The organism is Streptomyces sp. NPDC001514 (assembly GCF_053597075.1).
The window spans coordinates 19,579-41,314 of record NZ_JBSFHO010000025.1 but is presented as its reverse complement, the minus strand read 5'-3'; the positions used below and the strand labels follow the sequence as shown (position 1 = coordinate 41,314).

General features: G+C 71.4%; 20 protein-coding genes. 9 read left to right on the top strand and 11 right to left on the bottom strand.

All coding sequences use genetic code 11. The features are described from left to right. Nucleotides 1–29: 29 nt before the first annotated feature. The 3 genes from ACWCXB_RS24515 to ACWCXB_RS24505 form a co-directional block, all read right to left on the bottom strand. Entirely contained in the window at nucleotides 30–1,910 is a 1,881-nt protein-coding gene (locus ACWCXB_RS24515; protein ID WP_450725628.1) for a LamG-like jellyroll fold domain-containing protein, read from the bottom strand. 129 nt (nucleotides 1,911–2,039) lie between these two features. Further along, the gene (locus tag ACWCXB_RS24510) at nucleotides 2,040–2,441 is read right to left on the bottom strand and encodes a (2Fe-2S) ferredoxin domain-containing protein (RefSeq protein WP_450725627.1); all 402 of its coding nucleotides are present in this window, start codon (nucleotides 2,439–2,441) and stop codon (nucleotides 2,040–2,042) included. A 391-nt stretch (nucleotides 2,442–2,832) separates the two neighbouring features. Beyond that, a complete protein-coding gene (locus ACWCXB_RS24505) occupies nucleotides 2,833–3,876 on the bottom strand; it encodes a bile acid:sodium symporter family protein (protein ID WP_450725626.1) in 1,044 nt (347 codons plus the stop codon). Nucleotides 3,877–4,000: 124 nt separating this feature from the next. On the opposite strand from ACWCXB_RS24505, the gene ACWCXB_RS24500 reads away from it, so the two are divergent. The 5 genes from ACWCXB_RS24500 (at nucleotide 4,001) to ACWCXB_RS24480 (ending at nucleotide 12,252) form a co-directional block, all read left to right on the top strand. Beyond that, nucleotides 4,001–4,897, top strand: coding sequence for a LysR substrate-binding domain-containing protein (locus ACWCXB_RS24500; protein ID WP_450725625.1), 897 nt, complete (start codon nucleotides 4,001–4,003; stop codon nucleotides 4,895–4,897). A gap of 283 nt (nucleotides 4,898–5,180) precedes the next feature. Next, nucleotides 5,181–6,980, top strand: coding sequence for an AMP-dependent synthetase/ligase (locus ACWCXB_RS24495; RefSeq protein WP_450725624.1), 1,800 nt, complete (start codon nucleotides 5,181–5,183; stop codon nucleotides 6,978–6,980). Between the two features lie 143 nt (nucleotides 6,981–7,123). Then, entirely contained in the window at nucleotides 7,124–8,383 is a 1,260-nt protein-coding gene (locus ACWCXB_RS24490; RefSeq protein WP_450725623.1) for an ABC transporter substrate-binding protein, read from the top strand. 12 nt (nucleotides 8,384–8,395) lie between these two features. Then, a complete protein-coding gene (locus tag ACWCXB_RS24485) occupies nucleotides 8,396–11,521 on the top strand; it encodes an ABC transporter permease subunit (protein WP_450725622.1) in 3,126 nt (1,041 codons plus the stop codon). Further along, entirely contained in the window at nucleotides 11,518–12,252 is a 735-nt protein-coding gene (locus tag ACWCXB_RS24480) for an ABC transporter ATP-binding protein (RefSeq protein ID WP_450725621.1), read from the top strand. The genes ACWCXB_RS24485 and ACWCXB_RS24480 overlap by 4 nt, the downstream gene beginning before the upstream one ends. Before the next feature lie 11 nt (nucleotides 12,253–12,263). Here ACWCXB_RS24480 and ACWCXB_RS24475 read toward each other — a convergent pair whose 3' ends face one another. Further along, complete coding sequence (locus tag ACWCXB_RS24475; RefSeq protein ID WP_450725620.1) at nucleotides 12,264–13,118, bottom strand: helix-turn-helix domain-containing protein; 855 nt, start codon at nucleotides 13,116–13,118, stop codon at nucleotides 12,264–12,266. Between the two features lie 101 nt (nucleotides 13,119–13,219). Between ACWCXB_RS24475 and ACWCXB_RS24470 the strand changes: the two genes are divergently transcribed. Beyond that, on the top strand, nucleotides 13,220–13,822 hold the full coding sequence (locus tag ACWCXB_RS24470; RefSeq protein WP_450725619.1) for an NADPH-dependent FMN reductase: 603 nt from the start codon (nucleotides 13,220–13,222) through the stop codon (nucleotides 13,820–13,822). A gap of 89 nt (nucleotides 13,823–13,911) precedes the next feature. On the opposite strand, the gene ACWCXB_RS24465 is transcribed toward ACWCXB_RS24470, so the two are convergent. Genes ACWCXB_RS24465 through pqqA form a run of 6 tightly spaced genes read right to left on the bottom strand, consistent with a single transcriptional unit; the run spans nucleotide 13,912 to nucleotide 17,838 of the window. Beyond that, a complete protein-coding gene (locus ACWCXB_RS24465) occupies nucleotides 13,912–14,715 on the bottom strand; it encodes a Tat pathway signal sequence domain protein (RefSeq protein WP_450725618.1) in 804 nt (267 codons plus the stop codon). A gap of 37 nt (nucleotides 14,716–14,752) precedes the next feature. Beyond that, nucleotides 14,753–15,880, bottom strand: a complete 1,128-nt coding sequence (gene pqqE, locus ACWCXB_RS24460) for a pyrroloquinoline quinone biosynthesis protein PqqE (RefSeq protein ID WP_450725617.1) — start codon at nucleotides 15,878–15,880, stop codon at nucleotides 14,753–14,755. Next, nucleotides 15,868–16,122 carry a pyrroloquinoline quinone biosynthesis peptide chaperone PqqD gene (gene pqqD / locus ACWCXB_RS24455; protein WP_450725616.1) on the bottom strand — a complete coding sequence of 85 codons (255 nt, stop codon included), beginning with the start codon at nucleotides 16,120–16,122 and terminating at the stop codon, nucleotides 15,868–15,870. The genes pqqE and pqqD overlap by 13 nt, the downstream gene beginning before the upstream one ends. Further along, nucleotides 16,119–16,826: a pyrroloquinoline-quinone synthase PqqC gene (gene pqqC / locus ACWCXB_RS24450; protein WP_450725615.1), complete on the bottom strand. Its 708-nt coding sequence runs from the start codon at nucleotides 16,824–16,826 to the stop codon at nucleotides 16,119–16,121. Before pqqC ends, pqqD begins: the two co-directional genes overlap by 4 nt. Then, entirely contained in the window at nucleotides 16,823–17,716 is an 894-nt protein-coding gene (gene pqqB, locus ACWCXB_RS24445) for a pyrroloquinoline quinone biosynthesis protein PqqB (RefSeq protein WP_450725614.1), read from the bottom strand. The genes pqqC and pqqB overlap by 4 nt, the downstream gene beginning before the upstream one ends. Before the next feature lie 11 nt (nucleotides 17,717–17,727). Continuing rightward, a complete protein-coding gene (gene pqqA / locus ACWCXB_RS24440) occupies nucleotides 17,728–17,838 on the bottom strand; it encodes a pyrroloquinoline quinone precursor peptide PqqA (protein WP_450725613.1) in 111 nt (36 codons plus the stop codon). Nucleotides 17,839–18,138: 300 nt separating this feature from the next. Between pqqA and ACWCXB_RS24435 the strand changes: the two genes are divergently transcribed. The 3 genes from ACWCXB_RS24435 (at nucleotide 18,139) to ACWCXB_RS24425 (ending at nucleotide 20,803) form a co-directional block, all read left to right on the top strand. Continuing rightward, nucleotides 18,139–18,981: an aldo/keto reductase gene (locus ACWCXB_RS24435; protein WP_450725612.1), complete on the top strand. Its 843-nt coding sequence runs from the start codon at nucleotides 18,139–18,141 to the stop codon at nucleotides 18,979–18,981. Nucleotides 18,982–19,121: 140 nt separating this feature from the next. Further along, nucleotides 19,122–19,844 carry a transporter substrate-binding domain-containing protein gene (locus tag ACWCXB_RS24430; protein ID WP_450725611.1) on the top strand — a complete coding sequence of 241 codons (723 nt, stop codon included), beginning with the start codon at nucleotides 19,122–19,124 and terminating at the stop codon, nucleotides 19,842–19,844. A gap of 386 nt (nucleotides 19,845–20,230) precedes the next feature. Next, complete coding sequence (locus ACWCXB_RS24425; protein ID WP_450725610.1) at nucleotides 20,231–20,803, top strand: hypothetical protein; 573 nt, start codon at nucleotides 20,231–20,233, stop codon at nucleotides 20,801–20,803. Between the two features lie 25 nt (nucleotides 20,804–20,828). Here the strand turns inward: ACWCXB_RS24425 and ACWCXB_RS24420 are convergent, their stop codons facing one another. Further along, entirely contained in the window at nucleotides 20,829–21,734 is a 906-nt protein-coding gene (locus ACWCXB_RS24420) for a LysR family transcriptional regulator (protein ID WP_450725609.1), read from the bottom strand. Nucleotides 21,735–21,736 lie beyond the last annotated feature (2 nt).

The following is a 21,736-nucleotide window of genomic DNA, read 5'->3' as shown; positions in this document are numbered from 1 at the left end:
GGTACTCCTCGGGTGAGCCGGGCGGGGGCCTAGGCGTTCATGAACGAGCCGACGGGGAGGGCGCGTTCGGTGATGCGGACGTCGCCGATCCAGCCGCGGAACAGCTGGTCGAGCCTGCCGTCGTACTCGTAGGCGCCGAGCAGCCAGGAGAGACCGAGCGTCGTCAGGCCGTTGGTGGGGGTGGCGGGGTTGCGGGCGACCTGGCAGCCGTCGACGTACAGCGTGGTGTGGCGGCCGTCGTTGACGACGGCGACGTGCCACCAGGTGGCGAGCGGGAGTTCATGGCCCCAGTTGGCGACGAGCCCCGGCTGGTCGAGGGGTGCGGCGGCCCACTGGAGGGCGTGGCCGTCGGAGAGGGAGAGGGTGACGACGGGCTCCGCCGGGTCGCCCGTCTTCCCGGCGGCGCCGACGGTGCCCTGGCGGCCGAGGATCCCCGACCAGGCGTTGCGGGAAGCGGTCCAGTCGGCGGGGAGCTTGAAGAACGCCTCGACGGTGTAGCCGGCGCGGAAGGTCGCCGGGTTGACCGGTGCGCCCTTCACGGTCTGCAGGAAGGCGCCGCGCAGCGGGGGCTTGCCGCCGTCGAACCAGAGGCTGCCGTGGCCCGGCTGGTCCGGGTGGTGTTCGGCCGACCAGCGCAGCGCGTCGGCGGGGCTGCCGGGGACGGCGGCGCGGACGAGGTCGTTGCCGTGGCCGGAAAGGTCGGGGACGCGGAGGGTCTCGTCGGCGGAGGTGCCGTCCTCGTGGCCCGTGTCGAAGCGCCAGTACGCGACGGTGCCGGGCAGCAGCATGCGGGAGGCGGGGCGGGAGCTGCGCGGCGGCACCGGCGCGAAGCCCGCAAAGCGCTCCTCGAAGTCGACGGCGACGGAGAACCGGTCCTCGGGGCCGGTCAGTTCGGTCTCCTGGAGCGCGAGGGCGTTGGCCTTGTCGCGGGCGGCACGCTCGAGCTGCCACGGGGAGAGGGTGGAGACGTCGATCGTGTTCCGGTCGAGGTCGAAGCGGTACAGGCGGATCATCGCGCTGCCGCCGAAGTACCGGTCCTGGTAGTTGGTGAGGTGCAGATGCACGTCGTGACCCGCGTCGTTCTTGCGGGTGGTGCGGGCGGCGGGCCAGAAGTGGCCGTTGAGGGTGAGGAATATCTGGTCGTTGGCGGCGATCAGTTCGTCCCAGAGCCGCTGTCCGTACGGGGAGAGCCTGGCCTCGTCCCCCGGCCTCTCGCCGTACACGAGATCGTGGGTGGTGAGGATGACCGGGCTCTTCGGGTGCTGCGCGATCACCTTGTTCGCCCAGGCGAAACCGGCGGCCGACATCCGCCAGTCGAGGGCGAGGACCAGCCACTCGCGGCCGGCTGCGCGGAAGAGGTGGTACGTGTTGTAGCCGTCGGGCGAGGCACCGCCGAAGGTGGGCAGCCGGCGCATCCGGCTCGGGCCGAAGGCGTCGAGATAGGGGCTGGCGCCGCGCTGGTCGTCGGTCGAGGAGAGGATGTCGTGGTTGCCGGCGAGCACGCTGTATCCGGCGCGGCGGCGGTCGAGCAGCTCGAACACCTTGCTGAGCGGGGCGAATTCCTCCGCCCGGGCGTTCTCCACGAGGTCGCCCAGGTGGGAGAGGAAGACGATGTTCTCGTCCCGGGCGTGGTCGAGGACGTAGCGCAGCGACGCCTCCACGGGCTCGGGGTTGATGCTCGTGCCGTCGAACAGGTACTGGGTGTCGGGCATCACGACGACCGTGAAGGTGCGGCGGTCGGGTTCGGGCCGCCAGCCGGTTCCGGCAACGTTGTCAGAATCTGCCGTGCCCGCGGCGGTGGCCGCGGCGGCGGTCCCGGAACCTGCGGTCGCGGCTGTCCCGGCGGCGAGGGCGGTGAGCCCGGCTGCGGCGAGGAACGTACGCCGGCCGGCGGGAAGCGGACTGCTCATGTGGGTCTCCGGGCACTGGTCGGGCTGGACGCAGTGCAGGCTAGGCCCGCCCCTTCCGCACCAACTCCCTCTCCGGGCAACGCCCCGCGGAAGTCTCGGTGAACGCCCGCCGCGTCCGGGGGCCTTGCGTCAGCGGGCGCCGCCGGGTGCCGGGGCCGGGATCATCTGCAGACCGAGCGTGGCGGGCGGCTCGGCGACCCCCGGGCCGCCGGATTCCGCCCACGCCAGAATGTCGTCCGTCGCGTCGTCGTCGAGTGCGAACCCGATCCAGACGGCGCGCGCTCCGCGCCGCCGCGCCTCGGTGGAGGGCTGCACCACAACGACGTTGGCCTGCCCGCAGGGCCCGAGACAGTCGCTGGTCCGCACCGCGATCCGCCCCCCGGAGGCGGCGGCCGCCTCACGCAGCCGCCGCAGCTGTGCGTCGTGATCCGTGCCCGGATGCTTGCGTGCATCGCCGCAGCAGCAGCCACGGCAGACGACGAGGGTGCAGGGGCGACGGGCCGCGAAGGGACGGTTGGCGTACGAGGTCACCCAATGATCTTGCCAGGTGCCCCGCGGTACGCCTGCGGCGGGCTGTGACGATGCCCGGCACCGTGCGGTGGACCGGGGTGTCCGTCCTCAAACGCCGGACAGGCTGAGTGCGTTTCCGGCGCCGATGGGGGCCCGAGTGTCCGTCCTCAAGCGAAGGACAGGCTGAGCATGCGCCCGGCACCGGCGAGTCGGCCCGCATGTCCGTCCTCAAACGCCGACGGGCCTCATCGGAGCGTCGTTCGGGCCCACGCCCGCAGGGCGTAGGGGGTCCGGGGGCGCAGCCCCCGGAAACGGGGTCTGGGGCGGAGCCCCGGTTCGGGAAGGGGCGGGTAGGGGAAAGGCCCGCCGCAGGCGCTCGCCCCGCCGGACATGCCCCCGTCCGGGCCCGGGCTCAGCGCGTCGCTGTCGCGGGCACGGACCGCGACGGGGTGACGGGCCCGGCCCCGGGCCCGTCAGGGACGTCGTCGTGGGCGCGGCGGCGCGCGATGGCCGCGCAGACCATCAGCTGCATCTGGTGGAAGAGCATCAGTGGAAGGACGGCAAGGCTCGCCTGCGCCCCGAAGAGCACGCTCGCCATCGGCAGCCCCGCGGCCAGGCTCTTCTTGGACCCGGCGAACTGGATCGCAACGCGGTCCGCCCGGCCGAACCCGAGCCGCTTCGGCACGTACCAGGTCAGCGTCAGCATCGCCGCGAGCAGCAGCGCCTCGACGACGAGGAGCGCCCCCAGTCGCCCGGGCGTGACCTGGTGCCAGACGCCCGCGACCATGCCCTTGCTGAAGGCGGCGTAGACGACGAGCAGGATCGAGCCGCGGTCCACATACCCCAGCAGCTTCCGGTGCCGGGCGAGGGAGGGTGCGATCCAGCGCCGCAGCACCTGCCCCGCCAGGAACGGCACGAGCAGCTGCAGCACGATCTTGAGCAGCGAGTCCGCGGAGAAGCCACCCGCGCTCTGCCCGAGGAGCAGGGCGGCCAACAGCGGGGTGAGGACGATCCCCGCGAGGCTGGAGAAGGAACCCGCGCAGATGGCCGCCGGCACATTGCCGCGGGCGATCGACGTGAACGCGATCGACGACTGGATCGTCGACGGCACGAGGCACAGGAAGAGCAGGCCCCCGTAGAGCTGCGGGGTGAGGACGCCGGGAACGAGTCCGTTCGCCGCGATCCCGAGCAGCGGGAAGACCACGAAGGTGCTGACCAGCACGGTCACATGCAGCCGCCAGTGCCGCAGGCCGTCCAGCGCCTCGCGGGTCGAAAGCCGCGCCCCGTAGAGGAAGAACAGCAGGCCGACCGCTCCGGTGGAGGCACCGCCGGTGACGGTGGCCGCGGTGCCGGACGCGGGGAGCAGTGCCGCGAGGAGCACGGTGCCGAGCAGCGCCATGATGTACGGGTCGACCGGAAGCCAGGACGGCGGTCGGAGGGGGGTGCGGCGGCTCATGTGCTCCACTTGCTTTCGGTACGGGTCGTGCCCTCCCATCGTCCTCGCCTCGGCGGCGATCGGGAATCCCGTACACCACTCTGACTGTCATCACGTATCGCGATGGCGGCGTTAGCCTGGTCCTGTGTACGACCCCGCGCAGCTGCGCACCTTCCTCGCCGTCGCCCAGACACTGAGCTTCACGCAGGCCGCCCGCCGGCTCGGCGTCCGTCAGTCGACGGTCAGCCAGCATGTGCGGCGGCTGGAGGAGGCGGTCGGCCGGCTGCTGTTCACGCGTGACACCCACAGCGTGGAGCTCACGGAGGACGGCGAGGCGATGCTCGGCTTCGCCCGGACGATCCTGGAGGCGCACGAGCGCGCGGCGGCGTTCTTCACCGGTACGCGGCTGCGCGGCCGGCTGCGCTTCGGGGCGTCGGAGGACTTCGTCCTGACCCGGCTCCCGGAGATTCTGGAGTCGTTCCGCCGCGACCATCCCGAGGTCGACCTGGAGCTGACGGTCGAGCTCTCGGGCACACTGCACGAGCAGCTGGCGGCGGGCCGCCTCGACCTGGTCCTCGCGAAGCGTCCCGGGGGCGGCGGTCCCGGGAGCACGCTCGGCGAGCTGGTCTGGCACGACAGCCTCACCTGGATCGGCGCTCCTCAGCTGCGGCTGGACCCGGACCGTCCCGTGCCGCTCATCGTCTTCCCGCCGCCCGGGATCACCCGCGCCCGCGCCCTGGAGGTCCTGGAGGCGCACGGGCGCGCGTGGCGGATCGTCTGTACGAGCGCGAGCCTCAGCGGACTGGTCGCCGCGGCGCGGGCGGGCCTCGGCGTGATGGCCCATACGCGCGGGCTGATCCCGCCGGGTCTCACCCCCGTCCCCGCGCGCGCCGGGCTGCCGGAGCTCGGCGACGTGGACTTCGTCCTGCTCCACGGCCACCGGGTGGGCGTACCGCGCGGCACCCAGGAGGCCGCGCACGCGCTCGCCGCCTCGATCCTCGCAGGCGGGGACCGGCTGCACCGCCCGGCGGGCTCCCTGTGAGAGGCGAGATGCGGGCCGAGCCGATGCTCAAACGCGCGTAGAGCGAGCGTGTTCGCGGCGTACAGATTCGGTGCAGATTCCCCCGGGGCGTTACTTACTCTTCAGTCAGAACGGCGCCCAAGGCTTCCGTCGGTGGTCGCATCCGGACGGCTGACCAGCAGCGATGCGATATGTGCCGAGTTGTTGAAGGCCCTCCCGTACGTCGGCTCGGTGGGGTACCGTCACCGGCGCTGTGCGGAGCGCCACAAGGAGCAGGTCATTGCGTGAGTTCACGGTTCCACCCTTGGCGATGGCACCACCTGTCGGCGGGCTGGCGGATGCCGTGTTCGACCACGCCCGGACCGATCCTGGCCGGGTCGCGCTCGGCCGCAAGGACGACGACGGGCAGTGGAGCGACCTGACCTCCGCCGAGTTCCGTGACGAAGTCCTCGCACTGGCGAAGGGGCTGCTCGCCCACGGCGTACGGTTCGGCGACAGGGTCGCGATCATGTGCCGTACCCGTTATGAGTGGACGCTCTTCGACTTCGCAGTCTGGACGGTCGGCGCGCAGTCCGTTCCCATCTACCCCACGTCCTCGGCCGAGCAGGTCTTCTGGATGCTGCACGACGCCGAGGTGTCCGCGTGCATGGTCGAGCACGAGGACCATGCGATGACGATCGGCTCGGTCATCGACCGGCTGCCGCATCTCAAGCGGCTGTGGCAGCTGGACAAGGGTGCCGTCGCCGAACTGTTCGCGGCGGGCACGCGCATCGACGAGGACGTGGTGGACCGACACCGGCGGGCGGTGACGCCGGAGTCCGTCGCCACGGTGATCTACACGTCGGGGACGACCGGCCGCCCCAAGGGGTGTGTGATCACGCACGCCAACTTCATGTACGAGACCCATACGCTCATCGGGCGCTGGGAGCCGGTCTTCCACTCCAAGCCGGGGGACGAGGCCGCGACGCTGCTCTTCCTGCCGCTCGCGCACGTCTTCGGGCGGATGGTGGAGGTCGCGGCGATCCTCGGCCGGGTGAAGCTGGGCCATCAGCCGGTGCTGCAGGCCAGCGCGCTGATCGCCGATCTCGCGGCGTTCCGGCCGACGTTCATCCTCGCCGTTCCGTACATCTTCGAGAAGGTCTTCAACGCCGCCCGACGCAAGGCCGAGGCCGAGGGCAAGACCGGCCCGTTCGACAAGGCCGTCGATGTCGCGGTGCGGTACGCGGAGGCCATGGAGCACCGGGCCTTCGGACTCGGGCCCGGCCCGTCGGCGGGCCTGCGGCTGCAGCACCAGTTCTTCGAGAAGGCCGTCTACCGCAAGGTCCGCGAGGCGATGGGCGGGCGCGTGCGGCACGCGATGTCCGGCGGCTCGGGCATGGACCGGCAGCTCGGCCTCTTCTTCGAGGGCGCGGGGGTCACCGTCTTCGAGGGGTACGGGCTCACCGAGTCGACCGCGGCGGCGACGGCGAACCCGCCGGAGCGCACCAAGTACGGAACGGTCGGGCAGCCGATCCCCGGGACGACGGTCCACATCGCCGAGGACGGGGAGGTATGGCTGCGCGGCGCCCAGGTCTTCTCCGGCTATCTGAACGACCCGAAGGCGACGGACGCGGTACTGAACGACGGCTGGCTGGCCACCGGCGACCTGGGCGCGCTGGACGAGGAGGGCTATCTGACGATCACCGGGCGCAAGAAGGAGATCCTGGTGACCTCGGGCGGCAAGAGCGTCTCGCCGGTGGGTCTGGAGGAACGGGTGCGGGCGCATCCGCTGGTGGCGCAGTGCATCGTCGTCGGCAACGACCGACCGTACATCGCGGCCCTGGTCACCGTGGACCAGGAGGCGGTGGAGCACTGGCTGGCGATGCGCAACAGACCGCCGATGCCACCGGCGGAGCTGGTGCGCGACCCGGATCTGGAGATGGAGATCCGGCGGGCGGTGGTGGCCGCCAACACGCTGGTGTCGCAGGCCGAATCCATTCGTACGTTCCGGATACTGGCGCACCCGTTCAGCGAGGAGCACGGGCTGCTGACTCCGTCGCTGAAGCTGAAGCGCAAGGCGATCGAGACGGCGTACGCGGCGGAGGTGGACGCGCTGTACCGCTGAGGTTCCGCACCCGCTCCCACGACTGACGCAGCATCAATTGATGATGCGTCAGTTATTGACGGTCCATCAGGTCGAGCACACAATCGCCGGGGGTTCGGGGGTGTCCCCCCCGAGAAGTTTCAGCCTCGACGGAGGGACCCACCGTGTTGCGACCGATCCGCACCATCGCCGCAGCCGCCGCGGCGCTGCTGCTCGCCACCGCCTGCAACTCCGCCTCCACGTCCGGCGAGCCGACCGGGAAGGGCGGGGCCTCCGCACGCGGCGTGACGGCCGACTCCATCAAGGTCGGCGGCATCGTCTCCATGACCACCGCCAGCGGCTACTCCAAGAAGGACACCGACCTCGGCGCCAGAGCCCGCTACGACCGCGCCAACGCCGAGGGTGGTGTCAACGGCCGCAGGATCGAGTATCTGGGCGCCGAGGACGACGGTCAGGATCCCGCCAGGAATCTGGCCGCCGCACGGAAACTGGTCCAGCAGGCAAAGGTCTTCGCGGTGGCACCGATGAGCTCGGTGACGTTCTCCGGCGCCGACTTCCTGGAGCAGCAGAAGGTGCCGACGTTCGGCTGGGGCACACTGCCCTCCTTCTGCGGGCCGAAGCACATCTACGGCTTCAACGGCTGTCTCGTTCCCATGCCGGGCGGAACCCTCAACCAGACCTGGCCGGAGGGTCTCGGATCGGTGCTCGGCGGGACGAAGGGCAAGTCGGTCGCGCTGATCGCCGCCGACAGCGACGCGGGCAAGTTCGGCATCCGCACCTTCACCCAGGGCTTCACGGCGGCCGGCTACACCGTCTCGTACGCGAAGGCCGTCGTGCCCGCGGCGTCGCCGCCGAGCGACTGGTCGGCATACACGAAGGAGATCCTGCGGTCGAACGGCGGCAAGGCGCCGGACGCGGTGGTGTCCGTGATGCAGACGCCGTACAACATCGGGCTGTTCACCGCGCTGAAGCGGTCCGGCTTCAAAGGGGTCATCTCCGATCCGACGGACTACGACCCGGGGCTGCTGACCAAGGACGCGACCCGGCAGGCACTCGACGGGGTGCATGTGCTGCTGCAGTTCGAGCCCTTCGAGTCGACGAGCCCTGCCATGCAGCAGTTCAAGGAGGACATCAGGAAGGCTGCGGGCGGCAAGGACGTACCTCTGAACATGCACATGATGACCGGCTACATGTCGGCGGACCTCTTCCTCGCGATCGCGGAGAAGGCCGGCAAGGACCTGACCGTCGAGTCCTTCCAGAATGCCGCCTCCACCTTCTCCGACAAGGGGACGCTGGTCGGCGACCGGGCCGAGCCCAAGGGGCAGAAGCAGAGCTTCGGCTGCGGTGCGCTCGTGCAGCTGAGGAACGGACGGTACGAGGTGTCGTCGCCGTTCACGTGCTACCCGCCGATCCCGTTCCGGTAGGGGGCGCGGACCGTGGGTGATCTGCTGGGCTTCGTGCTGAGCGGACTGGTCTCGGGTGCGCTGTACGCGCTGCTGGCGACAGGGCTCGTGCTGTCGTACTCCGCGTCCGGTCTGTTCAACTTCGCGCACGGCGCGACCGCGTACCTGTGCGCGCTCGCCTACTACGAACTCCACTCGGGCTTCGGCCTGCCGGCCGTGCCGACCGCTCTGCTGCTGGTGTTCGTCGTGGCCCCCGGGATCGGCTGGGGCCTCGACCGGCTGATGTTCCGCAAGCTCGCGCGGGTCGGCGAGACGGCGCAGATCGTCGCGACGATCGGGCTGCTGGTCGCGCTGCCCGCCGCGGGACTGTGGACGGTGGAGCTGCTGGCGGACGCGGGTGCGCCGGTGCTGCCCGCCGAGAACCAGTACGGCCTGCCGGGCGTCGGACCGAGCCCGGCCGTGTCCTGGCAGCCGCTGGACGGCGTCGGCATCGACTCCGACCAGCTGATCACGTGGCTGGCGACGGCGGTGACGGCGGTCGGCCTGTGGGTGCTGATGCGGCACACCCGGCTCGGCCTGCGGCTGCGGGCGGCCGTCGACAACCGCGGACTCGTGGAGCTGCGTGGGATCAGCGCGGACCGGCTGTCGTCGATCGCGTGGATGCTGTCTTCGGGTCTCGCGGGCCTCGCCGGTGTGCTGGCGACGCCGCTGCTGGGCCTTTCCGCGCACGACTACACGCTCTTCCTCTTCGTCTCGGCGACGGCAGCGGTGCTGGGGCGCTTCGCGTCGGTGCCGCTCGCGTTCGCGGGCGGGCTGGGGCTGGGAGTGCTGCAGAACCTGGTCGCCGGGTGCGCCTCGTCCGCCGAGGGGATCACCGGATTCCGTACCGCCGTGCCGTTCCTGATCCTCTTCGCGGGTCTGCTGGTGACGGACCGACGGCGGCGTGCGGCAGGGACGGCGGCGGCGGACGCGCCACCGGTCGACTATCTGGCGGGGCGGCCGTGGGGTCGCCGGTGGGGCGTGTGGGTGGGTGCTGCCGGGCTGCTAGCGGTTGCCTTCTACACGGTGACGACCCCGTACTGGAGCGGGATCCTCGCGCAGGGCCTGGCGATCTCGCTGGTGTTCGTGTCCTTCACCGTGGTGACGGGGCTCGGCGCGATGGTCTCGCTCGCCCAGGCGACCTTTGTGACCGGCGCGGCGCTGGTGGCGGGCCTCCTGATGAGCCACGGCTGGCCGTTCGTGGCGGCCGCGGCCGTGGGCACCTGCGTGGCGGCGGTGCTGGGCGCGGTCGTCGCGCTGCCGGCCCTGCGGCTGGGCGGCCGCTCGCTGGCCCTCGCCACGCTCGCCCTCGCCTTCCTGGCGGACCAGGTGCTCTTCCAGTTCCCGTGGCTCCGCAACGGCGACACGGGATGGGAGATCCCCCGCCCGGTGTTCGGCCCCGTGGACCTGAGCGACGACCGGGCGATGGGTGTCGCGCTGGTGGTGCTGGTGGCGGGGGTGGTGGCCGCACTGAGTGCCCTGCGGAACTCGCCGACCGGGCGCGCGATGCTGGCGGTCCGGTCCGCCCCCGCCGCTGCGCCGGCAACGGGCGTCTCGGTGGTACGCACGAAGCTCCTGCTCTTCACGCTGTCGGCGGGGCTGGCGGGCTTCGGGGGCGTGATGTACGCGTCGTACAACACCCGCATCACGGCGACGGACTTCACCGCGATGACGGGACTGGTGTGGCTGGCGGTGGTGGTCGCGGCGGGTGTGCGGAGGCCGCAGTTCGCGGTGGTGGCGGGGCTGGTCTTCGCGCTCGTGCCACAGGTGATGGCGGAGTACGTGACGGAGTCCTCCCACCTTCCGGTGATTCTCTTCGGCCTGGCGGGCCTGGCGCTGGCGAACGATCCGGACGGCTACTGCGCGGCGGTGCCGATGCGGCTGCACGCGCGGCGGGAACGGCTGCGGGGGCAGAACCCCCGGCCCCCGATGGGGGGCGATGCCGTGCAGCAGAGCTACGACGGGCGCCCCGCCGTTGGAGCGCCGTCGGGGGAAGTTCCCCCACCCCACCCCCAACGCCCTGCGGCGTGGGGGGACCCCCACTTCCCGGCTGTGTCGATGTGCGGCTCCGCCGCGTGGGGTGCGAAGCCCCGGACCCCGGCGCTGCGGGACGCGGTACGGGGGCAGAGCCCCCGTACCTCCGGGAGCGGGAGCCTCGCGCCGCAGGCAGCCCCCCGGGACGAGGAACCACCCCACGGCGGCAGTTTCGCGCCGATGCCGGACGAGGCAGGTCCCCGGACTCCCAGGAGCGGCAGCTCCGTGCCGCAGGCGGCGGCCGAACCGGAGCCGCGCAGCGCTGGGGTCGTGGGCGGGAGCCCCGACGGGGCCCGGGGCGGAGCCACGGTTTCGGAAAGTGGGGGTCCCCCTCCCCCCACGCCGCAGGGCGTAGGGGAAAGGGTGGGGGAAAAGAACCCCGCCGCACTGGAGTTGCGGGGCGTGCACGCCGGGTACGGCGGGGCAGCCGTGCTGCAGGGGGTGGATCTCACCGTGCGGGCCGGGGAGATCCTCGCCGTGCTGGGGCCCAACGGGGCCGGGAAGTCCACCGCCTGCCGCGTCGCCGCCGGTGTGCTCGCGGCCCATCGGGGGAGCGTGCTCGTGGGCGGGCGGGAGGTCACCCGCGACGGCGTCGTGCGGCGGGCGCGGCGTGGGGTGCTGCTCGCGCCCGAGGGGCGGGGGATCTTTCCCGGTCTGACCATCGAGGAGAACCTGGCGCTGCAGCTGGCGGACCGCGATTCCCGGGACGCGGTGTACGCGCGGTTCCCGGCGCTCGCCGCCCGCCGTGGCGTCCACGCCGGCTCGCTCTCCGGCGGGGAGCAGCAGATGCTCGCCCTCGCCCCGCTCCTGCAGCGCCCGCCCGCCGTGCTGGTCGCGGACGAGCCGTCGCTCGGGCTCGCGCCACGCGTCGTCGACGAGGTGTTCCGGCTGCTCACCGAGCTCCGGGCGGCCGGCACCGCACTGCTGCTCGTCGAGGAGAAGGCCGCTGAGGTGCTCGGGATCGCCGACACCGTGGCGTATCTCGCGCAGGGGCGGGTCGCCTGGTGCGGTCCGCGCGCCGGGGTGGAGACGGACCGGCTCACCGAGGCGTATCTGGGCATCGGACAGCAGGGGGTCGGGCGGTGACCGGATACGTGCTGGAGGCACGGGACATCGGGGTGCGGTTCGGCGGGGTGCGGGCCCTCCACGGGGTCGGCATCGGCCTGCGGCCGGGCGAGATCTGCGGGCTCATCGGGCCGAACGGGGCGGGCAAGACGACCCTGTTCGACGTGCTGTCCGGCATCCGCCGGGCCGACGAGGGCCGGATCGTCCTGGAGGGCACGGACATCACGCGCCGCTCCCCCGTCTGGCGGGCCAGGCACGGGATGCGCCGCACCTTCCAGCGGGAGCAGCTCTTCGGTCAGCTGACGGTGACGGACAACCTTCTCGCCGCGCAGGAATGGCGGCATGGCGCCCCGGCACAGCGCCGCGCCCGTGCTGCGACCGTCCTGCGCATCTGCGGGCTCGACGCCCTGGCCGAGACGTACGCCGGCGGCCTCCCCGTCGGCCGGGCCCGCATGGTCGAACTGGCTCGTGCGCTCGCCGACCCGCCACGTGTGCTGCTGCTCGACGAACCCGCCTCCGGTATGACGGCGGACGAGCGCGGCCAACTCGCCGCCGTCGTACGGCACGTCGCTGCCGAGGAGAACTGTGCCGTCCTGCTCGTCGAGCACAATGTGGCCTTCGTGCTGGAGCTGTGCGCCCGCGTCGTGGTCCTGGACCTGGGTGAGGTCCTCGCGGAAGGCACCCCTGCCGAGGTCCGCGCGGACCCGAGGGTCCGCGACGCGTACCTGGGTACTACGTCCCCCGGCGCGTAAGGCCCAGCCGCTCAGCCCGACACCGCCCGCAGCGCCCCCGGCCGGCGTCCGGTCAGCCGGTCCAGTGCCGCCGCTGCGGCGGCGTCGGCGGGGAGGTGGACGAGGAGGCGCTGATCGTCGTCGGCGGGCAGGTCGAGGGTTTCGTACGCGAGGCGCAGCTCGCCCGTCTCGGGGTGGACGAGCCGTGTGATGCCGCTGGCCTTCGCGAGGCCGGGCACGGTGGCCACGCGATCGGCGAAGGCCGCGCCTGCCGTGACCGTCAGCTCGTCGGCGAGTGCGGCGATGTGCCGGTCGGCGCGGAACGGGCCCTGCTTGAGCGCGGCGACCTGCTCGTCGGCGACGGCGTCCCAGTCGGGGAAAGCGGTACGCGCCCGGGCGTCGCTGAAGACGTAGCGTGCGAGGTTCGGCGGGTCGCCGTCCAGCAGCCCGAGCGGTGCCACGAGCAGCTCGTACGCCTCGGTGCGGGCGAGGATCTCGCCCAGCCGGTTGAGCAGGACGGCGGGCGTGGGCTCCAGACGGTCGAGCAGGGCCCGCACGGTGGGGCGCACGGTCCGGACCGGCGTCGCGCCGCCCATGCAGTGAAAGCCGCTGTCGGCCGCCTTGGTGAGGCGGTGCAGATGGATGCGTTCGCTCGGGGCCAGCCTGAGCGCATCGGCGAGCGCGGACAGCACCGGCGGCGACGGTCGGCGGTCGCGCCCCTGCTCGAGCCGGGTCACGTACTCGACGCTCACTCCGGCGAGCGTGGCCAGCTCGGCACGCCGCAGACCGGGCGTGCGGCGCCGCGCTCCGGCGGGCAGCCCCACCTCGGCCGGCGTCACGGCTTCCCGGCGGCTGCGCAGGAACAGTCCCAGCTCGTTGTCGCTCACCGCTCGAACGTAACAGTTGCGCCGCGCCGGATCGTGGCCCTGCCACTACCAGCCTCGGCCCGGCCTTCCTGGTCTTCCTGCCGCCCGGCAGGTTGGGCGTCATGACCTCACAGACTCTCAACCTCGCAGTGATCACCGGCAGTGTCCGGGAAGGCCGCTTCGGACCCGTCGTCGCCGAGTGGTTCGTGGAACAGGCCCGGCAGCACGGCCGCTTCACGGTGGATCTCGTCGACCTCGCCGACACCCCGCTGCCGCTGGAGCTGCCGTCCGTTCCGCCGGCGCTCCAGCCCGACCTGCCTCGCCCCGACGCGATGGCGGACCTCACCCGGCGCCTCGACGCGGCCGACGCGTTCGTCGTGGTGACCCCCGACTACAACCGCAGCTTCCCGGCCTCGATCAAGGCCGCGATCGACTGGCACTTCACCCAGTGGCAGGCCAAGCCGGTCGGCTTCGTCGGCTACAGCGGCGCGAGCGGCGGCCTCCTCGCGATCGAGCAGCTGCGGCAGGTCTTCGGCGAACTGCACGCCCACACGGTCCGTGAATACGTCAGCTTTCCGCGCTACTACGAGCTCTTCGGGCCCGACGGGGTGCTCAGGGACCCCGAGGGCCCGAACGGTGCGGCCAAGGTGATGCTGGACCAATTGTTGTGGTGGTCGGCGGTCCTCCACGACGCACGGCGCGACCGCCCGTACACCGCGGCCTGAATCCTCCAGCGGCACGACCGCCCGGCGCGGGAACGCCCTTCCCGCGCCGGGCGGCGGTGCCCCGCCCACCGCCCGATCGTCGTCCCTTCTCAGACGAGCTGGTAGGCGCGCAGGCCGGTGAGGAGCAGATGGCAGTTCTGCAAGGATCCCGAACTGTCGCCGAGGGAGCGGTAGATGCCCCACTTGGGGCGCACCCGGTCCGCGAGGAAGGTGTCGACACCCGAAGTCGACTTGTCGATCACGGTCGTCGAGCCGTTCCTCAGGATCCACCGGACCGAGCCGGACGTCCCGTTCCCGATCCTGATCCGGAAGTCGACGTCGATCCACTTGTTGTGCAGCGGCTCCAGGTTCGTCCGGCCCACCAGGGTGTCGGAGCCGAAGAGATTCAGTTCGATCGTCTGGACCCCGTTCACCCGGCGCAGGGACTGCACGACGATCGGCGAGCTACCGGTGCCGGGCTGCTTCATCTGCATGATGTGGGTGAAGGTCGTGGTCGCCTTCAGGCTGCTGGGGATGTACATCGCGTAGGTGATCCGCCAGGTCTCTCCCGGCAGCCACTTCAGGTACGAGGAGCCGTTGCGGCAGCCCGTGACCTCCTGGCGCTGGCGGTCGGTGCTGGTGTCGCGGTCGACGGTGTGCATGGTGAAGCGCCAGTTGTCGCCTTCGGCGGTGATGTGCGGCTGCCCGGCCGTATGCGAATCGGCCCGGTCGTCCTCGATCGTCTCGAAGGCCCGCAGTCCGTCGCTGCTCGCGGACGGCGACCAGCGCAGCTGCCACGAGGCCGCGGGCGCGGCGCCGGACGCGGCGCCTGCGGTGGGCAGCCCGGCCGCGACGGCGCCGCCGACAGCGGCGCCCAGGACGGCCCGACGGGATGTCCTTCGGGATTCGGTCATCGGGTATCTCACCTCACTCGGAGTTGTTCGTTCGTGATCAGAAAGGCGCCGGGGCCGTGCGGTAGGCGTACGCGGGAGCCGGTGGCTCACCCGTACCGCCGTGCGGCGCGTCCACCAGTGCGCGGACGAGTCCGTGGTCGGGCGAGAGGCGGCAGACCGGGTCGGTGCGCGCCGCGTCCCCCGTGAGCGCGTACGCCTGGCAGCGGCAGCCGCCGAAGTCCTTGGTGCGCAGGTCGCAGGTGCGGCAGGGCTCGCTCATCCACGCCTCGCCGCGGTAGAGGTTGAACGCCCTGGACTCGCGCCAGATCCACTCCAGGGAACGGTCCTTGACGTTCGGCGCGTCGAGTCCGGGCAGCGGGGCGGAGGCCGGGCAGGGGTGGACGGTTCCGTCAGGTGCGACGGTGAGCGAGACGGCACCCCAGCCGCCCATGCAGGGCTTGGCGGTCCCGTCCACGTAGTCGGGCACCACCCACACCAGGTCCATGCGGCCGTCGAGCCGGTCGCGCCACCGCTGGACGGACCGCTTGGCCCGCGCGACCTGCTCACGGCCGGGCAGCAGGGTGTCGCGGTTGACCAGGGCCCAGCCGTAGAACTGGGTGTTGGCCAGCTCGATCCGCTCGGCTCCCCAGGCGAGACCGAGCTCGACGATGTCGTCCAGGGCGTCGAGGTTGGCCCGGTGCAGGACGACGTTGAGGCCGAGCGGCAGCCCCGCCTCCCGTACGAGCCGGGCCGCACGCTCCTTCGCCGCGAAGGAGCGTGCGCCCGCGATGAGTTCGGACGCGGTGGCGTCCGCGTGCTGGACGGACAGCTGGACGCTGCGCAGCCCTGCCTCGACCAGGCCCGCGAGCCGCTTCTCGTGAAGGCCGACGCCACTCGTCACCAGCTGCGTATGGATGCCGGCGGTGTCGGCCACCGCGACGATCTCGGTGAGGTCGCGGCGGAGCAGGGGTTCGCCACCGGACACATGCATCTGGACGACGCCGAGGTCGGCGGCCTGGCGCAGGACGTCGGTCCATTCGACGGTGGTCAACTCTTCCGACCGACCGACCAGTTCGACGGGATTGGAGCAGTACGCGCAGCGCAGCGGACAACCGTGGGTGAGCTCGGCGAGCAGCGCCCAAGGAGGCGCGACGGCGGACGGGTCGACGGTGGTCACCTCAGCCATCCCTCCTCCTTCAGCCGGCCGAGGAACGCGGGCACTTCGTCGGCGACCGGCGCGCCGGGGTGGCGTGCCGCGAGCTCGGCGACGATCGCGTCGATGTCGCGCTCTCCGTCGCAGAGCCGCACCACGGAACCCGCGTTGCCCCGCAGGACGACGACGCGCTCGGGCAGGACCAGCAGGTCCGTCCCGCGGACGCGGTCGTAACGGAGCATCACCGACCGCACCAGCACCGGCTTCCAGGTCATGACCGCTCCCCCTGCTTCTCCGCAGCGTCGATGGCGTCCAGCAGCGACCACAGGACGTCGCACTTGAAGCCGAGTGCCGCGACCGCCGCCTCCTGCTGCTCGCGTGTGCGCGCCCACTCCAGAACCAGGCCGAGCGCCTCCTCGCTGTCCCGACCGCCCTGCCCGATGCGGGTGCGGAAGTAGGCGAGCCCGTCGGACTCGATCCACCGGTAGTGGCGCTCGAAGGCGGCGATGCGGGTGCGCATGAGGGTGGGGGCGGAGAGTTCGGTCAGGGAGGCGGCGACGGCCTCCAACGGCGTACGGAGTCGGCAGAAGTTGACGTATCCGTCGACCGCGAGCCGTACGCCGGGAAGGACTTCGGCGCCGGATTCGAGCCGGGTGCGGGCGATTCCGGCGGCCTCGCCGAGCCGTAGCCAGCGTTCGATGCCTCCGTCGCCGTCCTTCTCTCCGTCGTGGTCCTGAATGCGGCGCAGCCAGGCCCGGCGCAGGGACGGGTCGTCGAACTTGGCGAGGATCAGAGCGTCCTTGACGGGGATGTGGCGCTGGTAGTGGAAGCGGTTGAGGATCCAGCGGCGCAGTTCGGCGGGGGTGAGGCCGCCCTCGTGCATCCGTACGTTGAAGGGGTGGCGGTCGTGGTAGCGCTCGGCGGCGACGGCGCGCAGCCGCGCCGTGAGCTCCTCGCGGCTCCAGATCCCTGTGCTCACAGCTCGATCACCATCCGGTCGGCGGCGACCCCGAGTCCCCGGCCGGCGAGCAGCGCATGCTGTGCGGCGTCCGGGTCCACGAGGGGGTTGGTGTTGTTGAGGTGGGTGTAGAGGCAGCGGGCCCGCAGCCCGGTGAGTCGTCGCGCGGTGCCGTGGGGTCCGGTGATGGGGAGGTGCCCCATGCCGGTGGCGGTCCTGGTCGAGATCCCGGCGCGTACGGGCTCGTCGTCGTCCCAGAAGGTGCCGTCGAGGATGACGAGATCGGCGGTCTCGACGGCGTCCTGGAAGGCGTCGTTCCAGTGGGCGAGGGCGGGCGCGTAGACGAGCGACTTCCCGGTGGCGGCCTCCGTGACGCGCAGCGCGACGACCCAGTCGGGGGCGTCCTGAGCGGTCGCCGCGTACCGGGGCCGCTTCGCCGAGACGGGTACGGCGTCGATCTCGACCGTGCCGCCCTTGACGAGCGGTTCGGGTCCGGCGCCCAGTTCCCGCCATGCGAGCCGGGTGTACGGGCCGAGGATGTCGCCGAGCCGCAACAGCCCGATGAGCGCGCCCCGTACGGGCGCGGAGGCGAGGATCTCGAAGCCGTCGGCCTCGCGCAGCCGGGCGATGCCGAGGGTGTGGTCGAGTTCGGCGTCGGTGAGGACGATCCCGGCTACCGGCGTGTCGCGCCGCCCGGGTCCGGGCCGCAGCGCGGGCGTGTCCTCGATCTGGTCACCGATGTCGGGGGTGGCGTTGACGAGGTACCAGCGTCCCTCGTCCGCGCGCAGGGCGAGTGAGGCGTGACGGCGGCGCCGGTGCGGGTGTGCGCGTGCCCCGGCGCAACCGGGACACGCGCAGTTCCACTGGGGCAGCCCGCCGCCCGCCGCGGTGCCGAGCACCTGCAGCAGCATGGCGGCGGGGTCTACCGGTCGGTGAGGGCGTAGGCGGTGACCTCGAGCGCGGTGTCGACGACCACGTACTCGGGGGTCTGCCAGGCGGCCGTCTCCTCCGATGTCTCCTGTTCTTCCTTCATTGCCGTGCCTGCCTTCCTGAGAGGTGGGGTTCAGGAACTACCGATGTGTGGCACATGGTGGGACAGGACTGGACGCGGCGGTGTTCACGTGGATGTACCGCGTTCAGCGATGTGCAATAGACTTGCGCCATGACGGGACGCGGTCAATGGTTCCGACGGACAAGGTCGGAGCTGTATCGGCCAACTTCCCGACGACGTTCCGACGTCCTTCCGACGACCTTCCCCGACGACGGGAATCTGTCCGCCGGAGAGATCGTTGACCATGGGTGCACCAACCGACGACGTAAGGATCGATCGCTCGTGAGCAAGGTCCCCTCCATCACTCTGAACAACGGTGTCTCGATGCCGCAGCTCGGCTTCGGTGTCTGGCAGGTGCCGGACGACGAGGCGGCGAAGGCCGTCGGCACGGCTCTGGAGGCCGGCTACCGAAGCATCGACACCGCGGCCATATACGAGAACGAGAAGGGCACCGGCAGGGCCGTCGCCGCCTCGGGCATCCCCCGCGAGGAGCTCTTCGTCACCACCAAGCTCTGGAACAGCGCCTCCGAGACATGGACGCGTGACGCCGTCCTGCGCGCGTTCGACGCCTCACTGTCGAAGCTGCACCTGGACTACGTCGACCTGTACCTGATCCACTGGCCTCGCCCCATGCGCGACGACTACGTCACGATCTGGAAGGCGTTCAGCGAGCTGACCGAGAGCGGCCGTGCGAAGGCCGTCGGTGTCTCCAACTTCAAGCCTGCCCATCTGCGCCGGGTGATCGACGAGGTGGACGTCGTTCCCGCCGTCAACCAGATCGAGCTCCACCCGCAGTTGGCTCAGGCCGAGTCCCGCGCCTTCCACGCCGAGCACGGCATCACCACCGAGGCGTGGTCCCCGCTGGGCCAGGGCAAGGGTCTGCTCGAGGTCCCGACGGTCGTCGCGATCGCCCAGAAGTACGGCCGCACCCCGGCCCAGGTGGTCCTGCGCTGGCACCTCCAGCTCGGCAATGTGGTGATCCCGAAGTCCGTCACCCCGTCCCGGATCGTCGAGAACATCGACGTGTTCGACTTCGAGCTGGACGACGAGGACATGACGGCCCTCGCGGCTCTGGACGAGGGCAGGCGCATCGGCCCGGACCCGGACACCTTCGACTGGAACTGACCGGCGACTGGTACCGACCGGCTGTCGCGCGGCGCCCGCGCCGGCGCTCGCCTCACGCGAGCGGCGGCGCGGGCGCGCGTCGGCGGCACCGCCCGAGTTGGCGCCGCCTGCTCGCCGCAAGGTGTCCTACACTCCGGCCCATGGGGACCGTGACTGCTGCAATCACCAAGGATCTCGCGCCGAACGGCGTGCTGCGGGCCTCGATCAATCTGGGTAATCCGGTACTGGCCCAGGGCACGCCGATGGCACCGGCCGGCGTCACGGTCGACATCGCACGTGAGGTCGCCGCGCGGCTGGACGTGCCGGTGGAGTTCCTCTGCTTCGACGCGGCGCGCAAGTCGTACGAGGCGATGACGGCGGGCCGGGCCGACATGTGCTTCCTGGCCGTCGAGCCGGCACGCGAGGCCGAGGTCGCCTTCACCGCACCGTACGTCGTGATCGAGGGTGTGTTCGCCGTGCCCCGCGACTCGGCCGTCGCCACCATCGCCGACGTCGACCGCGCAGGCGTACGCATCGGCGTGAAGCGTGGGTCCGCCTACGACCTGTACCTGTCGCGCACTCTTCGGCACGCGAGCGTCGTGCGCGGAGAGGAAGGGGTCGACGTGTTCCGCGCGGAGAGCCTGGAGGTGGCGGCAGGGATCAGGCAGCCGATGACCGAGTTCGTCGCGGCGCATCCCGAAGTCCGGCTGATCCAGGGTCGGTTCATGCAGATTCGGCAGGCTGTGGGCACGACGAGAACGCGACAGCCCGAGACCGTCCAGTTCCTCCGGGACCTCGTCGAGGAGCTCAAGGCCAGTGGATTCGTCGCCGATTCCCTTCGGCGCGCGCATCAGTCCGACGCCCTCGTCGCCCCGCCCGCATAGGCGCAAGCCGTCAGGGCTGGCCCGACGCTCAGGCCTGGACCCGACGCTCAGGGCTGAGCCCGACGCTCAGGGCTGGGCCCGACGCGCCCTCTCCTGCGGACAGCCCTGGCCCCCTGATCGTGATGCCTGCCCTGAGGCGGCACCTCACCGCATCGTGTGAGGCGAGAAAGGGCTCATCGTCATCCGTCAAGTCCCGAATTCCCCTGTCACGTGATTCAGGGGCATGACGTGGTGCGACCAGCCGGGCCTAATGGAAGTCGCGGCGAAATCGCCGTTCGACATCCTCTTTCACCCTTTCTTACCCGGAAGTGATTTCCATGACTCACCGTGTCCGCCCGCAGCGCCTTCTGATACTCACTGCCTCGACCGTCCTGGCGGCAGCAGGCGTGCTGCTTCCCACCAGCTCGTTCGCCGCCCCGGCGACGCCGCACATCGGCGCCGTGATTACCACGGGAGCCGGACAGGGCGTCCACGGCCTCCATGGCAAGGACATCTCGACCGCGAAGTGGGTGGAGACCACCGATGCTCCCAGTGGTATCAAATTCAAGCTTCCCGAAAAGGCCGAGGTCCAGGAGATCTCCGAATCCGGTCTGACGCCCGCCGCCCGCGTGTACATGGTGCAGACCGCGGAGGGGATCAATAGCGCCGTCATCGTCTACGACATTCCTGGCACCCAGGCGGCTCTCAGCGAGGGGCTGCAGGAGTTCCTTCGGGGTTACAACGAGGGTCCCGGCGAGAATCTCACTGTCACCAGCAGTAAGCAGACCACGGTTGACGGCCGCCCCGCCCTCGACGCGACCCTCGCCGATGCGAAAGCCGGCGGCAAGGAGCGTGGTTCCGTTCGCCTCATCGCCGATGACACCCACGTCGTTCAGGTCGTGACCCTCGGTTCGAAGGCGAACGAGAAGGCCGTGAACGAGATGCATCAGCAGCTCGTCGCCGGCGTCCGCATCCCCTGACCCGACGGCTGCGTCCGTGCACCATCTACAGGAAATCCCACTCACGCCCTCGTTCGAGGAGATGCCGGTGAACGAGGGCGACGGACGGGTTGGTGAGACCGCCGGCGCGGGTCGCCAGGTAGAGGGTGTTCAGCGGGCGCACCCCGGCGGTGTGCACCAGCTCCACCGAGCCCGCCGCGAGCGCTGGTTCGGCCAGGTAACGCGGCAGGACCGACACCCCTGCGCCGGCAACGACCGCGGCCAGTACGGCACGCAGGTCGGGGATCGTGACGGCGACCGCATTGGGCGGGCGGCGGCCGAATTCGCTGCGCCAGTAGCGGCGGATGATGGGCAGCTCTTCCGCGTAGGCGACCAGGGGCAGGTGTGCCAGGGCCTGGACCGGGTCCCGGGACAGGCGCTCGGGGTCGATTCCGCGGGCAAGGCCCGGCGAGCCCACCAGGACGAACTCCTCGTCTGCGAGGGGCGTCGCCACCACGTTCGTGAGCTTCGGCCGCACGGCCGAGACCACCAGGTCCACCCGCGCGTTGGCGAGCGCCGAGAGGAGGTCCTCCGCGACTCCCAGGGTGATCCTCAGCTGCAGCCCACGGCCTGTCAGCGGGGCGAGGGCGGGCAGGATGCGCGTGGCCATCACGTCCGAGGCGCCCGCCAGGTGCACCGTGCCCCGGTACCCGGCGTGGTCGTCGTCGGCTCCGGTGAGGGCGTGACCGAGCGCGTCGAGGTGTGTGCCGATACGCCGGGCGAGATCGTCGGCGCGCTCGGTAGGGGTGACGCCCCGGCGCGTGCGTACGAACAACGGCTCGCCGATCCGCTCCTCCAGGCGGGCCAGCTGCCCGCTGACCGCGGGCTGGGTCATCCCCCGGCGCGCTGCGGCCGCCGTGATCGACCCGCTCCGGTAGATCTCCAGGAAGGTCGAAAGCAGGTCGAGGTTCACCG

Coding starts and splice junctions, on each gene's coding strand:
- ACWCXB_RS24515 (WP_450725628.1), bottom strand. CDS start 1,910: ATGAGCAGTCCGCTTCCCGCCGGCCGGCGTACGTTCCTCGCCGCAGCC.
- ACWCXB_RS24505 (WP_450725626.1), bottom strand. CDS start 3,876: ATGAGCCGCCGCACCCCCCTCCGACCGCCGTCCTGGCTTCCGGTCGAC.
- ACWCXB_RS24470 (WP_450725619.1), top strand. CDS start 13,220: ATGACCTCACAGACTCTCAACCTCGCAGTGATCACCGGCAGTGTCCGG.
- ACWCXB_RS24465 (WP_450725618.1), bottom strand. CDS start 14,715: ATGACCGAATCCCGAAGGACATCCCGTCGGGCCGTCCTGGGCGCCGCT.
- pqqE (WP_450725617.1), bottom strand. CDS start 15,880: ATGGCTGAGGTGACCACCGTCGACCCGTCCGCCGTCGCGCCTCCTTGG.
- pqqD (WP_450725616.1), bottom strand. CDS start 16,122: ATGACCTGGAAGCCGGTGCTGGTGCGGTCGGTGATGCTCCGTTACGAC.
- pqqB (WP_450725614.1), bottom strand. CDS start 17,716: ATGCTGCTGCAGGTGCTCGGCACCGCGGCGGGCGGCGGGCTGCCCCAG.
- pqqA (WP_450725613.1), bottom strand. CDS start 17,838: ATGAAGGAAGAACAGGAGACATCGGAGGAGACGGCCGCCTGGCAGACC.
- ACWCXB_RS24430 (WP_450725611.1), top strand. CDS start 19,122: ATGGGGACCGTGACTGCTGCAATCACCAAGGATCTCGCGCCGAACGGC.